This is a genomic window from Halococcus thailandensis JCM 13552 (assembly GCF_000336715.1).
GTDB classification, from domain to species: Archaea; Halobacteriota; Halobacteria; order Halobacteriales; family Halococcaceae; genus Halococcus; species Halococcus thailandensis.
This window is the reverse complement of sequence record NZ_AOMF01000174.1, coordinates 185,155-199,664: the sequence shown is the minus strand read 5'-3', so window position 1 is coordinate 199,664 and position 14,510 is coordinate 185,155. Positions and strand designations below refer to the sequence as shown.

The window sequence follows — 14,510 nt, the reverse complement described above, 5'->3', positions numbered from 1 at the left end:
CTCGCTGGTATCGGGCACCGGCGGGCACCTGCTCGCGTGAACCCACGCAGCGGGTCGGTATGTGGCCCTCACGGGCTGAACCCGCAACGCCCGCAGACAACCATGGCACGAAGCTTCTACGCACACATCGGTGACGCGTGGCACGATGCGGAAAACGAGAAACACGCCGACCTCCAGTGGCGACGACTCCAGGAGTGGCGCGAACAGGGCGCAATTGAGCGCATCGATCGCCCGACCCGTCTCGATCGGGCGCGCTCGCTCGGCTACAAGGCCAAACAGGGCGTCGTCCTCGCCCGCGTCGCGGTCCGGAAAGGCACCGCGCGCAAGGTACGCCACAAGGCCGGCCGCCGGACGAAACGCCAGGGCGTCAACCGCGTCACCCGGCGAAAATCCGTCCAGCGCATCGCCGAGGAGCGCTCCAGCCGGAAGTTCAAGAACCTCCGCGTGCTCAACTCCTACCCCGTCGGCGAAGACGGCTCGCAGAAGTGGTTCGAGGTCGTCCTCATCGATCCCGAGCATCCGGCCATCGAGAACGACGACGATCTGAACTGGATCTGTGACGACACCCACCGCGGCCGGGCGTTCCGCGGGCTCACCAGCGCCGGTACGAGCGGGCGCGGGCTCGACGAGAAGGGCAAGGGTGCCGAGCACACCCGCCCGAGCGTCCACAGCGATCGCGGCCGCGGGAAGTAAGGAAAGACCGCGTTCACTATTCGAACGCACCGAATCGGTACGTGATTTATACGCAGCCGGTCCGGACGACCGCTCATGGAATTTCGAGACAGCACACTCGTCACCGACGGATTACTGGTAGCTCGAACTCGAAGAGTACGTCGAGCAGTTGGGTGTGGAATCCGAATATGACAAGCTCAGACGCACGTGACGAAAAACACGCACGCAACCGTCGCGAACGCTACGCCCAGATCAAGTCATGGGCCGAGTACGTGCGCACCCATCCCGACGAGGAGTGGAGCAAACAGGTGAACGATCTAGTCGAGTCACAGCTCCAGACGGCGCGTCAGTTCGAAGACGATCGCCCGGAGATGGACGAACTCCGCGATTCACCCCTGTTCGACGAATCGTAGCTACGGTTGGTCCGCAGCCGTCGAACGGACCGACCTTTCTTGCGTCACGAGCACTTCCGTTTCTCAATGAGCCACGATGCTCAAACGGAGACTGAATCGGAAACGCTCACGATGTACGCCGACTACGTCTGTCCGTTCTGCTATCTCGGCGAAGCCTCGTTGGAACAGTACCGGGAACGTCGCGACGAACCGCTCGCCGTCGAGTGGCATCCGTTCGATCTCCAGAGCGACCAGCGCGGTCCCGACGGTGAGATCGACACGACCGCGGACGACGGCAAGGACGAAGACTACTACGCGCAGGCCAAGGAGAACGTCGAGCGCCTCCAGGAGGAGTACGACGTCGAGATGTCGCTGTCGATCGCCACCGACGTGGACTCGAAGAACGCCCAACAGGCCGCACTCTACGTCCGCGAGGCCTATCCCGAGACATTCGAAACGTTCCACGAAGCGGTGTTCGACGCGCTCTGGCAGGACGAACGTGATATCGGCGATCCCGACGTGCTGGCCGACATCGCGACGGAGATGGGAATCGACGCCGACGATCTCCGGGCAGCGATCGCCGACGACGAGCGCGAGGAAGCCCTCGAGGAGCAGTTTGCCGAGGCCAAGCAGACGGGCGTCACGGGCGTCCCGACGTTCGCCTACGAGGGCTACGCCGCCCGCGGCGCAGTGCCGCCCGCACAGCTCGAACGGCTCGTCGAGGGCTGAGCTGATCAGACCCGCTGGGCGAGCACGAACACCCGAGAGCCATCTGGAGAGCCGGGCAGCATGCCGTGCCGTGGCCCACGAGCAGCGCCGCGTCCTCGACGAAGCCATAGCGCGTCTCGACCATCACTCGAAAAGCGATCGAGGGTTGTTATGGATTTCTCTCGGCTTGGAAACTCTTTCCTACGCTCGCTGACTGATCAGCGAGCAGCCAGTAGTGAGATCGAACGGCGGTTCCGGGTGCGATCCTAATGTTTTCGTCCTGTGCTCGGCGTTACTCGTCTCCCGCCGTGGTTCGAACAAGCACTCTCAGCGTTTGAGCCAGCTTTCTCCGACAGCCGCAACGCTGATTCGCTCAAACACCTCGTGAGCGCGCTGATTCTCGCCGAAACGCANTTTGAGCCAGCTTTCTCCGACAGCCGCAACGCTGATTCGCTCAAACACCTCGTGAGCGCGCTGATTCTCGCCGAAACGCAGTGGACTGTTAGCGGACTCTCACAAGGGATTTCGCGTCCCGACGGGAACGCGAAATCCCGCAGAGCCTACGACTACTTCTTCGAGGGAGCTGACTGGTCGGCCACCGATCTCGCCCAACTCCACGCTGAGTACGTCTTTGACCAGCTCCAGGTCGGTACCGGTGACGACGTACTCCTTCACATTGACGATACGTTCGCCGGCAAAACCGGCGACGCCACCGATGGCGTCGCCCGGTTGTACAATCCAGTCGAAGGCGAGACAGAACTTGGCAATAAGCTCGTCACTTCTTGCCTTCAGGTCGACGAAGTCTACGTTCCTTACCTTGCGCGGATGTACGTTCCAGAGGACCTCGCAACGGATTTCGACGAGCCGTTCAAGAAAAAGACCGAGATCGCTGTCGAAGAGATCGTGACGCCGCTCCAGCTCCCGGCTGGAGCGGCTCTCACCGTCGTTTTCGACTCCGCGTACTACGGTGACGAGAGAGTTGCTACGATCCAAAATCAGGGCCATAATGTCGTCTGTCGGCTGAAATCCGACAAACACGTCTCACCACAGGGTGTCGTCTGGACCCAACGCGTCGACGCCTTCGCGTCGACGCTGGAGTACGAATCGACGACGATCACAGTTCGTGGAAAAGAGAAAACCTACGACATTGCGAGCAAGATCGTCGAAATCGAGGACGTCGGTCCGGTGAAGATCGTCGCGAGCAAGACCGAGGACACGACTCGACACTACCTGAGTACGGATCTCGGCCGATCAGCGGCCGAGATCCTCGAACTCGTCGAACACAGGTGGAACATCGAGACGGTCCACGAGGAATCGAACNGATCTCGGCCGATCAGCGGCCGAGATCCTCGAACTCGTCGAACACAGGTGGAACATCGAGACGGTCCACGAGGAATCGAACGCGAAGTTCGGCTTCAAGCAATACCAGCTGGAAGGAAAACAGGCAATAGAGCGCTACCTCCAGCTGGTGTTTCTGGCATGGACGCTGGTAACGTTCGCTGAACGGGCGAAAGTGGCGTTTTGGGAAGAACGAGGCGGACTGAGCGTCCGCCTCGATCACGCCAAGGAAGCATATCTCGTGGAAACGATGCTCGAAATTACCGAAAAGGTTGCTCCGTCGCTCCCGCGAGCGGAGCGACGGGAGCAACTGCATGAACTGGTGCGTGAGTTCTCGTGGTCTTCTCTCGCGAATTCGTTTGTTGCGGTTATTNGGAGCGACGGGAGCAACTGCATGAACTGGTGCGTGAGTTCTCGTGGTCTTCTCTCGCGAATTCGTTTGTTGCGGTTATTGAAGTATAAACTCCATTAAAGAATCGGCACGGTTTCTATTGGATATTAGTTCGGAGGTTCATCTATAGAGAAACAAATGCGGGATCTTTGAATATTTTAGCTACAGCTTGCTGATTCAAACGATCTTGCCAAGCCGAGGATTTCTAGCCACCGGTCGGCGAGATGATATGCTCGGCCACGGCGTTGCGGACGAGCAGGGCGACGAACAGCGCGAGGCCGAGGGCTGCGATCGCGAAAACCGGGTTCGAGAGCGCCATCGCCGTCGCACGCCGAAATCCGGCCGTGAGCCACGCGAACAGCACCTGCGAGGGGAGCACCTCGCGGCCGGTGAGGACGAGCCCCGCGACGGCAGCCGCGAACAGCCCACTGCCACCGGCGGAGTAGACGGCGAACTTCCCGATGCCCATCCCGGCGATTCCGGCGGGAATCGAGATGATCGAGCGGAGCACCGGCAGTAGCCGTCCCCAGAAGACGGAGGACTCACCCCAGCGGCGGAACCAGCCGCTCGCACGCTCGACGTCGTCGGCCGAGACGCTGACGTAGCCTCCATAGCGATCGATGACGGGCTGGTGGGCCGCGTCGAAGACGAAGTAGAGGAACAGGCTGCCGACCGTCGCGCCGGCCGTCAAGGCGAGCACGAAGGCGAGAAAGCTCGCCGGGCCGGTGACGAGCAGCGCGGCCGCTACGGGGACGACGAGCTCGCTCGGGACGAACGGGAAGAGCAGCGAGGTTTCGAGGAAGGCGAAGACGAACAGCGCGAGGAACCCGTACTGGGTGAGCAGCGCCGTCGCCGTCCCCTCGATACCGGCGAACATCGTTCGATCGTTCCGTCGTGGGGACTTCGGCGTTGTCTTTCGGAACCCACAGGTTTTAGCGCGGTGTGCCCCGAACGGAGCCATGACCGAGGGAATCGTCGGGGAGTTCCTCGCCCTCAAAGACGAGACCGACGCCGACTTGCTGGCGATGCAGTGTGGCGATTTCTACGAGTTCTTCGCCGACGACGCCGAGTTCGTCGGTGAGGAGCTCGATCTCAAGGTATCACAGAAATCCTCACACGGCTCGTCCTATCCGATGGCCGGCGTGCCCCTCAGCGAACTGACGGCCTATCTGAAGGTGCTCGTCGAGCGCGGCTATCGCGTCGCCGTCGCCGATCAGTACGAGGTCGACGGCGGCCACGAGCGGGCCATCGAGCGCGTCGTCACGCCGGGCACGCTGCTCGAAAGCACCGACAGCGAGGCGCGCTATCTCGCGGCGATCGTCGCGGAGAGCGAGGGGTACGGGTTCGCCGTCGCCGATGTCACCACGGGTCGCTTTCATGCCACCGAACTCGACAGCGACGAGTTGCTCACCGAACTGTATCGGTTCGGTCCTGCCGAAATCCTGCCCGGGCCCGACGTGCGCGCGGACGACGATCTGCTCGCGGAGTTCCGGGCGACCGACGCGACGCTCTCGCTGCACGCGACCGACGCGTTCGCGCCGGGACGGGCGCGACACACGGTCGACGAGCAGTTCGGGGCGACGACGGTGTCGAGCGTGGGGCTCGACGATGCGCCTGGAGCGATCCGGGCGGCCGGCGGGCTGCTGTCGTACGTCGACGAGACGGGGCTCGGCGTGCTGGCGTCGATGACGCGGTTGCAGCCGTACGACACGGGCGAGAGCGTCGCGCTCGACGCGACGACGCAGCGCAACCTCGAACTCGTCGAGACGATGGGCGAGGGCGGGCGCTCGCTGGTCGACGTCGTCGATCACACCGTGACGAGCGCCGGCGGACGGACCCTCCGCGAACGGCTCTGTCGGCCGATCCAGGACGAAGGCGAGCTCACGCGGCGGGCGGACTGCGTGGAAGCACTTACGCACGAGGCGCTCGCGCGCGAACGACTCCGCGAGACGCTCGGCGACGGCTACGACGTCGCCCGGCTGGCGAGCAAGGCGGTCTCGGGCAGCGCCGACGCCCGCGACCTGCTCCGGGTGCGCGACACGCTCTCGGTGCTCGACGAGGTCGCCGGTGTGATCGAAAGTTCCGCGCTCGCCGACTCCCCCCTCGCCGACGTCGTCTCGCAGCCGGACCGAGCGGCTGCGGCGGAACTGGTTGACGAACTCGCCGACGCGCTCGCGGATGAGCCGCCGGCGAGCACCCGCGAGGGCGGTCTCATCCGGCAGGGCTACCACGACGAACTGGACGAGCTGATCGAGGGCCACGAGGAAGCGCTCGACTGGATGGACGGGCTCGCCGAGCGCGAGCAATCCCGGCTCGGCATCACGCATCTGAGCACCGGTCGGAACAAGACAGACGGCTACTACATCCAGGTCGGTAACTCGGAAACCGGCGAGGTCCCCGAGGAGTACGACGAGATCAAGTCGCTGAAGAACGCGAAGCGCTACACCACGGAAGAACTGAGCGAGCGCGAGCGCGAGATATTCCGGTTCGAGGAGCGCCGTGGCGAACTCGAACACGAGCTGTTCGTCGATCTCAGGGAGCGTGTCGCCGAGCGTGCAGAACTCCTCCAGGACGTGGGTCGCGCGCTCGCCGACTGTGACTGTCTGTCGAGTCTCGCGGTCCACGCGGTCGAAAACGACTGGACCCGCCCCGAACTGGTGGGATCGGGCATCGACATCGAGGCGGGCCGTCATCCGGTCGTCGAGCGCGAGGTCGAGTTCGTCCCGAACGATCTCGCCCTTTCCGACGAGCGCGGCTTCCTCGTCGTCACCGGGCCAAACATGAGCGGGAAGTCCACCTACATGCGCCAGAGCGCGCTGATCACTCTGCTCGCCCAGATCGGGAGTTTCGTGCCCGCCAGGAGCGCGCGGATCGACCCCGTCGACGGGATCTACACCCGCGTGGGCGCGCTCGACGAACTCGCACAGGGGCGCTCGACGTTCATGGTCGAGATGAGCGAGCTCGCCAACATCCTCCACTCGGCGACCGAGGACTCGCTGGTGATCCTCGACGAGGTTGGGAGGGGGACGGCGACGTACGACGGTATCTCGATCGCCTGGGCCGCGACCGAGTATCTCCACAACGAGGTGCGCGCGAAGACGCTGTTCGCGACCCACTACCACGAGCTCACGGGTCTCGCCGAGCATCTCGATCGGGTGGCGAACGTCCACGTCGCGGTCGAGGAGCAGGGCGACGACGTGACCTTCCTCCGTACGGTACGAGAGGGTGCGACCGATCGCTCCTACGGGGTCCACGTCGCCGATCTCGCTGGCGTTCCCGAACCCGTCGTCGACCGATCGCGGGACGTCCTCGCGAAGCTCCGCGCGGAGAAGGCCATCGAGGCGCGCGGTTCATCTGGCGAATCGGTCCAGGCCGTCTTCGATCTCGACAGTGAGTCGTTCCGTGGCTCCGCCAGCGCCGACGGTGGACAGCAGCCCCGAGACAGCGATTCCGAAACCACGCCGGACCACGGTCCCGACTCGTCGATCGACCCCGAAGCCGAGGCCGTGCTGAAGGCGGTCCGCGAGACGAACGTCGCGGAGACGTCGCCGGTCGAACTCATGGGTAGCGTCGAGGAGTGGCAGCAACGGCTGGCCAACGATTCCCCCGAATAACAAATTTCTGCCATTTATGAAATCTCATCGGTAGAGGTAGTGAGTCCGACAGTCGATCGGCCAGCATAGTGCTGGCTCAGAGAGACAAACTGGGAACCGTCCCTCGCGAGCCTGACGACAAGATACGAAAACTTTTGAAAGTAGTCGATGAAAGACGGTCAATGGGGACACGTCGAACGGAGATCGAACGGCATCGTTCGGAAGAGGAGATCGACGAGCTGCTGCGGGCGACCGAGGACGATCACCGTCTCCGGCGGATCGGGTTCGTGAAGAACCTCTATCGAGGCGATACCATCCCCGAGGCGGCCGATCGCGAGGGACGGTCGCCGGCGACCGGAACCCGGTGGGCAAGCGCCTGGAACGAGGGAGGATTCGAGGAGCTCATGCCGAATTTCGGGGGTGGACGACCCGCGAAACTCGACGACGGAGAAAAAGAAGAGCTACTCGACCAGCTTCGCGAGGGTCAGCCCTGGCGGATCCAGGCGATTCGGCGTCTTCTCGCCGACGAGTTCGACGTCGAGTACCATCCGAACTACCTCTCGACGTTCCTTCGAAATCTCGGACTCTCCGTCACGGAATCGCCAGTAAAGCCCGCGGATCGGCCGGGACAGCGAGCGACAGCGGGTGACGGAGACGATGGGGAAGTATCCGACGAGACAGAAACGTCGCATGGTCCCCACGAGCGAGAGACGGGACGACGGTGGATCGTCGATGGGGATGATTGATCGATTTGGTTTCAGAAGTTATCTTACTATGATCGGTCGTTCGGTCGATCGCCGACGAAGGAAAGGGAGATCGGGACGGATCAGTCCGACGGCGTCGTACAATCACAGCCACCGCGTTCGAGCAGTTCGTCGATCCCATAGCGCTGCCCGCAGTCCTCACAGAGCACGCTCACGTCGACGAACAGCATGAATTCGCCGAGATCGAACTCGGTGTTCCGGCGGAGCCGGTCGAGTTTCTCCTCGGTGACGGTCTCGACGCGCCCTCGGAGTCGCTGGACGTTCTCGGCCTCGACGACGGTTCGGTCCCGATCGTCGGCGGTGTATTCGGCCCCCCGGTGTTCGATGAGATAGCTCCGGATCGCCTGATAAGTGACGAAATCCGACTGGAGCTCCTCGACCGGGACGCCGTCACGTTCGAGCTGTCGGCGGGTCTGGGTCCGATCGGCGCTGCTGGTCTCCTCGTCGGTGAGCAGTTGATACGTGTTCTCGATCTCGCCCGAAAGCGGCTGCAGGCCCGCCGTAGCCATCGCTGCCGCCAGCAGTCGCTGGTTGAAATGGGTCGCGAGATCGCGCAGGCTCGTCCGTTCGTCGTCGGGCGCGGTCCAGCGGCGTTCCATCTCCGCGCCGATCCCGTCGAGATCGTACTCGTCGATCAGCCGAGCGACTTTGCTCCGTCGCCCCGTCGACCCCGTGCTCTCGTCTGCGTCGGCCATGCCGTTCCTCCGCCGGCGGCTCCAATAGCTCTTGTGTGCTTGTCGTCCGGAGGCGAAACGAGAACCGACGATCGTGGGGTCTCGACGGCCATATTCACCACTCTCGAAGATCGATCGTTTGGAGCCTCGATCGACAGGCTCGTTATCAACGATGGCTCTCGGATACGACGGGAGTAGTAACCGATCGAGCTGGAACACAGCCATTAAAACGACGGTATCGACCGTGGTAGTTCCGGACACGCGAGGAGAGGACCAGATATAGTGTCTCGATAGATCCGAATATATCGAACTACACCCGAGTTAATTCTATCTTTCATCATATTCGTGTTGGAATATGTACGAAACAACTATGTATATTCAATTCCACGGTCGTTTGTGACAGTAGTTACCGATCAACAGGCGGTGTGGTTGGACGAGAATCGGAAATACCGCGTCGAGCGGGATGGTGACGCGACAGGTGTCTCCATCCCGGGGCCCAGGTGACGAGCGATGGTCTCGGAGAACGCGAAGATCGGCTTCGTCGGCGGGGTCGCCATCGCCATCGGAAGTAGTGTCGGTGGCGGACTATGGGCAACCCCGGTGATCGCGGGGGCGATGGGTGGCCCGATCACCGTGCTCATCATGCTGCTGGTGGCCGTGCCGACCTTCCTCGCGCTTCCGACGTATCTCACGCTGACGAAGGCGTGGCCGAAGACGGCCGGGAGCTACTACTACACGACGAGAATGTTGCTCCCGGAGCGCAAGAGCCTGAGCAAGCTCGTCGGCTTCACGATCTCCTTTTCCGGACTCATGCTCGGCGGACTGATCTATCTCCGATACATGTTGCTCGGCGGTGCGTCCTTCCTCAACGCGATCGTGCCCACGATCTCGACCGAACTGTTCACCGTGCTCCTGCTGACGATCTCGTTCGCGGTGGTCTGGTTCGGCATCCGCGCGACCGGCGTGGCCGAGATCGTGCTCGATGCGGTCTTGCTGCTCTCGATCGGCGTGATCGTCGGCGGCGGGCTGCTCAACGTCGAGATGGCGAATCTGACGCCGATCATGCCGGAGGGGTTCATCGGCGCACTCCCGGCGTACGCGGTCCTCCTCACCCTGGGCGGCGGCGCGATCAAGATCATCAACTTCGGCGAGGAGATCGAGGACGTCGAGAACACGATCGGCGGCATCATCGTCACGAGCGCCATCGTCGATATCCTCGTCTCCGCGGTCGTGTTGTTCGTCGCCGTCGGCGTCGTCTCGTACGCACAGCTCGAAGGGCAGACACTCGGGTTCGTCGTCAACCAGTATCTCTCGGGCAACCTCGTCGTCGTAACCGGCATCGGCGCGCTCGTCGCGGGGTTCACGACGAACATCGCCTCGATCGCCGTCTTCACCCGCATCTTCTCGGTGCTCGTCGACGACAACGTCTTCCCCGAATGGGTCGGCCACGAGAACGAACACGGCGAGCCCGTCTACTTCCTCCTCTTTCTCTACGTGCTGTCGGTAGCACTCACGTTCGTCGACGTCTCCTTCGGCGCGCTGGCGGCCAGTTTCTCCTTCCTGTTCGTCGTTCCGCTCATGATCCACTCGATCGTCGGCGTTCGACTCCCGTCCACGTTTCCCGGCATCTTCGACGTCGATAGCGTGGCGGATTCGCGCCTGCTCCGCCCACGCGTCGTCCGCTGGTCGGCGCTGGGGCTGTTCGTCATCCTGGCCATCATGACGGTTTTCCTCGTCGTCACGCAGCCACAGGCGTTCGTCGCGTATCTCGGCCTCGTCGCGGTCAGCGTTCTCGTCTTCGGGCTCCGATGGTGGCAGGTCGGCGACGGCAGCCGGCTCATGAGCTCCGGCGTCGGCTTTCGCACCGTGCAGAGCGACGGAGGCGAACGAATAAACCGCTCCGACTGACAGATACACTATGTCCCAAGAAACGACCATCTACGTCGCCGATCGAATCGTCACGATGAACCCGAGCCGACCGGAAGCGAACGCCGTCGCCGTCCGCGACGGTCGCGTACTCGGCGTCGGCAGCGTCGCGGAGCTCGAGGGCTGGGGGAACGCCACGATCGACGAGCGGTTCGCGGATCAGGTGTTGCTACCGGGCTTCGTTGAGGCCCACGCACACTCGATGGCCGGCGCACTCTGGTCGTATCCCTACCTCGGCTACTACGGCCGCGACAGCCCGGACGGGACGCACTGGCCAGGTTGTCGGAGCGTTTCCGCCGTACTCGACCGATTAAACGAGATCGACGACGAGCTCGCTGCCGACGAGCCGCTGCTCGCGTGGGGCGTCGAACCGATCTACTTCGATGACGACGAATCGTTGACCGCCGCAGAGCTCGACGAGGTCTCGGAGGAGCGCCCGATCTTCGTCCTCCATCTCAACTCCCACACGGCATCGGTCAACTCGGCGCTGATCGAACAGGACGGGATCGACGAACACGCCGATGTCGACGGTGTCGCCACGGACGCCGCTGGCGATCCCACCGGTGTACTCAGGGAGCCGACGGCGCTCATGCTCGTCAGCGAGGAGCACATGCGCCTGCTCGCCGATCTCAGCGCCGAACCGGCGATACGGAACTACGGGAAGGTGGCGCGCAACGCCGGCTGCACCACCGTTGCCGAGCTCGGTGGTCCACAGCTCACCGATCCAGAGGTCGTGGATCGCTGGCAGCGCGTCGTCAACGACGACGAGTTCCCGGTGCGGGTCTCGATGTCCTACAGCGTCCGCCAGAGCGACAGAGATCACGCCGATCTCGCGGACTATCTCGTTGAACTCTCCGATGAGAGCACGGAGAAGCTCCGTCTCGGTGGCGTGAAACTGTTCATGGACGGTTCGATCCAGGGCTTCTCCGCTCGGCTGCGCTGGCCACACTACTACGGCGGACAGTCGAACGGGTTCTGGTCGCTGTCGTCCGATCCACGGGAGGTCATGGAGACGATGCTCCCGTATCACGAGGCGGGGCTATCGATCGACTGTCACTGCAACGGCGACGAGGCCAGCGAGCGGTTCGTCGATGCCGTCGAGCTGCTCCAGTGCGAGTCGCCACGGTTCGATCACCGTCACACCGTCCAGCATTGTCAGCTGGCTACGGCCGACCAGTACCGCCGGATGGCGTCGCTCGGCCTCTGTGTCAACCTCTTCAGCAATCACCTCTACTACTACGGCGACCAGCACTACGAGGTGACTGTCGGTCCGGAGCGTGCCGAACGGATGAACGCCTGCGCGAGTGCCAAACGTGCCGGCGTCCCCTTCGGCGTGCATTCGGACGCACCGGTCACGCCGCTCGCGCCGTTACACACGGCGTGGAGCGCCGTCAACCGCGTCGCCGCCAGCGACCGCGTGCTCGGTGAGGACGAGCGTATCTCAGTCGAGGAAGCACTCAAAACCATCACTGTCGACGCCGCCTACCTGCTCGGGATGGACGACGAGGTCGGTACCATCGAAGCCGGTAAGCGGGCCGACTTCGCCGTGCTCGAAGAAGATCCGACCGCCGTCGATCCGGCGGCACTCAAGGACGTCCCGGTTTGGGGGACGGTAATGGGTGGCGACCCGTTCCCCGCAGCGACCGAGTAGGCAGCGTCTCGGTTCGCGTGAACTGACGACGACTCTCGTGTTCGAAAACGAGATAGCCCTCGGTGCAGAACGGCTACAGTTCGTGGCTATCGGCGATCCGATCGAGATGCTCGGTCGGCGTGCCGAGGAACGTCTCCCACGCCTTCGCCTGCTTGAAGTAGATGTGGCCGTCGTGTTCCGAGGTGAAGCCCATCCCGCCGTGGTTGTGGATGTCGTCGGCGAAGACCTGCGTGAGCTGCTCCGAACAGAACAGTTTGGCCTCCGAGACCGCGCGCGCAGCGTCCGGCTCGTCGTTTTCGAGCGCCCACGCCGCGTAGTAGGTGAGCGATCGCGCAGCCTGCGTGGCCATCCACATATCGGCGATACGGTGTTTGACCGCCTGGAACTGCCCGATCGGTTTGTCGAACTGCTCGCGCTGGCTGCCGTACTCGGACGACATCTCCACCGCGCGGCTCGCAGCGCCGACGGTCATCGCACAGGTGGCCACGGTGTAGCGATCCATCGCCTTCTGGAGCACCGATCCGCCCCCACCTTCTGTCCCGAGCAGCGCATCCTCGTCGACGATGAGGTCGTCGAAATGGAGTTTCGTTGCCGGGCGCGTCCGATCGAGGGTGTCCTGCGGTTCGCTGTCGACGCGCTCGGCATCGACCAGGAAGAGACTGATCCCCTCCATTCCGGTGCCGGAGCCCGTCCGTGCGGCGACGACGATCGTATCGACCTGCTCGCCGAACGGCACGAGGGTCTTCGTCCCGTCGAGGCGATAGCCGTCGTCGGTCGGTGCGGCGGCGAGCTGGATGTCCCGGGGCAGCGACTCCTGACCGGACTCGTAGAGCGCGAAGCTCAGCCGCCGGTCGCCGTCGGCGATCGCCGGCAGGAACTCCTCCTTCTGGTCGTCGGTCCCGAGTTCGTCGAGCACGAACGCGCCGAACGCGAGCGTCTCGGGCAGCGGGGCCGGCAGCGCGACTCGGCCGGCCTCTTCGAGCAACAGCGAGAGGTAGAGCACGTCGTCGCCCAATCCATTGTATTCGAGCGGGATCGTCAGCGCCGGGTAGTCCATCTCGGACAGATCGGCCCAGAGGTCGTCGACCACCGCTTCGCCGTCGATCCGTTCCCGGGCGCGTTCGAGGACCTCCCGATCCTCGAAGAACTCCCGCGCCGTCTCGCGCATCTGTCGTTGTTCGTCGTTGATTCTGAAGTCCATATCAGTCGTCCTTCGGCAGTCCGAGCACGCGCTCGGCGATGATGTTTCGCTGGACGTCCTTCGTCCCGCCGGCGATCATCTTCCCGTAGGGCATCAGCAGGTCCGTCACCCACTGGCCATCGTCCGGGCCGTCGGTCCAGAGGGCGTTGTTCGCCCCGAGCAACCGCCGCGCGAAGTTCTCCAGCTTCTTCTCGGTCTGGTTGTTGAACACCTTGTCCATCGACCCCTCCGGGCCGGGAACCCCCGTTTCCATCTGTTTGCTCACGTTCCGGTAATGGGTGAGTTTCCCCGCCTGAATTCGGGTGTGGAGCCGGGCGAGCTCCCGTCGCACGTGGGTGTGTTCGGCGAGCGGTTTGCCGTCGCGTTCGTGTTCCCGACAGAACTCGACGAGCGAACGCCAGCGCTGTTCGATAGAGAACACGTCCGACATGCTGTGTTCGAACGCCGAGAGCGTCATCGCGACCTCCCAGCCCTCGTCGATCTCGCCGACGATGTGCTCGTCGCGCGCCACGGCGTCGTCGAAGAACACCTCGTTGAAATCCGTCTCGTCGGTGATCTGGTGGATCGGCTCGGTCTGGATGTCCTCTTGGTCCATATCGACCAGGAAGACGGTGATGCCGTGGTGTTTCGGCCCCGATTCGTCCGTACGGGTCAGCAGGAAACACCAGTCGGCGACGTGCGCGTAGCTCGTCCAGACCTTCTGCCCGTTGAGCAGGAACTCGTCGCCGTTTCGCTCGGCCGATAGCGAGAGACTCGCGAGATCGGAACCGGCATCCGGTTCGGAGTAGCCCTGACACCAGAGCTCCTCGCCGCTCAGGATCTTCGGCAGGAACCGTTCTTTCTGTTCCTCGGTGCCGAGTTCCATCAGCGTCGGGCCGACGAAGTCGATGCCGACGGCGTTGATGCGCGCCGGCGCGTCGACGCGCGCCGTCTCCTGGTTGTAGATGACCTGTTCGAGCAGCGAAGCGTCCGCACCTCCATACTCTTCGGGCCAGTGGAGCCCCGCCCAGCCACCTTCGTTGAGTGTCTGCTGCCAGTCGAGCAGGAACTCGACGCTCTCTTCGGGATCGTCCGTTCCCGGGCGTTCGCCCGCTTGCCACCCGTCCGGCAGGTTCTCGCGGAGCCACTCGCGGAGCTCCTGCCGGAACCGTTCTTGGTCCTCGGTGTACTCGAAATCCATTGTCTGTCTCGACGGGCTAT

The 14,510-nt window shown here is 63.4% G+C and carries 12 protein-coding genes and 1 pseudogene; 9 read left to right on the top strand and 4 right to left on the bottom strand.

What is annotated here, in order from left to right; all coding sequences use genetic code 11:
* Window positions 1-102: 102 nt before the first annotated feature.
* The 5 genes from C451_RS18545 (at window position 103) to C451_RS23870 (ending at window position 3,582) form a co-directional block, all read left to right on the top strand.
* Window positions 103-693, top strand: a complete 591-nt coding sequence (locus C451_RS18545) for a 50S ribosomal protein L15e (RefSeq protein ID WP_007743002.1) — start codon at window positions 103-105, stop codon at window positions 691-693.
* 167 nt (window positions 694-860) lie between these two features.
* A complete protein-coding gene (locus C451_RS18540) occupies window positions 861-1,085 on the top strand; it encodes a hypothetical protein (RefSeq protein WP_007743001.1) in 225 nt (74 codons plus the stop codon).
* Between the two features lie 66 nt (window positions 1,086-1,151).
* Complete coding sequence (locus C451_RS18535) at window positions 1,152-1,793, top strand: DsbA family oxidoreductase (protein ID WP_007742999.1); 642 nt, start codon at window positions 1,152-1,154, stop codon at window positions 1,791-1,793.
* 261 nt (window positions 1,794-2,054) lie between these two features.
* On the top strand, window positions 2,055-3,275 hold the full coding sequence (locus C451_RS23875) for a transposase (protein ID WP_007742997.1): 1,221 nt from the start codon (window positions 2,055-2,057) through the stop codon (window positions 3,273-3,275).
* Complete coding sequence (locus C451_RS23870) at window positions 3,202-3,582, top strand: hypothetical protein (RefSeq protein WP_394295074.1); 381 nt, start codon at window positions 3,202-3,204, stop codon at window positions 3,580-3,582. Before C451_RS23875 ends, C451_RS23870 begins: the two co-directional genes overlap by 74 nt.
* A 124-nt stretch (window positions 3,583-3,706) precedes the next feature.
* On the opposite strand, the gene C451_RS18525 is transcribed toward C451_RS23870, so the two are convergent.
* Window positions 3,707-4,378, bottom strand: coding sequence for a DedA family protein (locus C451_RS18525; protein WP_007742995.1), 672 nt, complete (start codon window positions 4,376-4,378; stop codon window positions 3,707-3,709).
* Window positions 4,379-4,460: 82 nt separating this feature from the next.
* Here C451_RS18525 and mutS point away from each other — a divergent pair, with 82 nt between their 5' ends.
* Together mutS and C451_RS18515 are read left to right on the top strand one after the other, a co-directional pair.
* Window positions 4,461-7,115, top strand: a complete 2,655-nt coding sequence (gene mutS / locus C451_RS18520; protein ID WP_007742994.1) for a DNA mismatch repair protein MutS — start codon at window positions 4,461-4,463, stop codon at window positions 7,113-7,115.
* A gap of 161 nt (window positions 7,116-7,276) precedes the next feature.
* Window positions 7,277-7,688, top strand: a pseudogene (locus tag C451_RS18515) (helix-turn-helix domain-containing protein); the annotation flags it as partial.
* A gap of 232 nt (window positions 7,689-7,920) precedes the next feature.
* On the opposite strand, the gene rdfA reads toward C451_RS18515, so the two are convergent.
* Window positions 7,921-8,553: a rod-determining factor RdfA gene (rdfA, locus tag C451_RS18510; RefSeq protein ID WP_049913230.1), complete on the bottom strand. Its 633-nt coding sequence runs from the start codon at window positions 8,551-8,553 to the stop codon at window positions 7,921-7,923.
* Between the two features lie 489 nt (window positions 8,554-9,042).
* On the opposite strand from rdfA, the gene C451_RS18505 reads away from it, so the two are divergent.
* Both C451_RS18505 and C451_RS18500 read left to right on the top strand, forming a co-directional pair.
* Complete coding sequence (locus C451_RS18505) at window positions 9,043-10,440, top strand: APC family permease (protein WP_007742980.1); 1,398 nt, start codon at window positions 9,043-9,045, stop codon at window positions 10,438-10,440.
* 10 nt (window positions 10,441-10,450) lie between these two features.
* Window positions 10,451-12,109 carry an amidohydrolase gene (locus C451_RS18500; RefSeq protein ID WP_007742979.1) on the top strand — a complete coding sequence of 553 codons (1,659 nt, stop codon included), beginning with the start codon at window positions 10,451-10,453 and terminating at the stop codon, window positions 12,107-12,109.
* A gap of 73 nt (window positions 12,110-12,182) precedes the next feature.
* On the opposite strand, the gene C451_RS18495 is transcribed toward C451_RS18500, so the two are convergent.
* Window positions 12,183-13,310 (bottom strand): acyl-CoA dehydrogenase family protein, encoded by a 1,128-nt coding sequence (locus C451_RS18495; RefSeq protein ID WP_007742978.1) that lies wholly within the window; start codon window positions 13,308-13,310, stop codon window positions 12,183-12,185.
* Window position 13,311: 1 nt separating this feature from the next.
* Window positions 13,312-14,490 (bottom strand): acyl-CoA dehydrogenase family protein, encoded by a 1,179-nt coding sequence (locus C451_RS18490; RefSeq protein WP_007742977.1) that lies wholly within the window; start codon window positions 14,488-14,490, stop codon window positions 13,312-13,314.
* Window positions 14,491-14,510 lie beyond the last annotated feature (20 nt).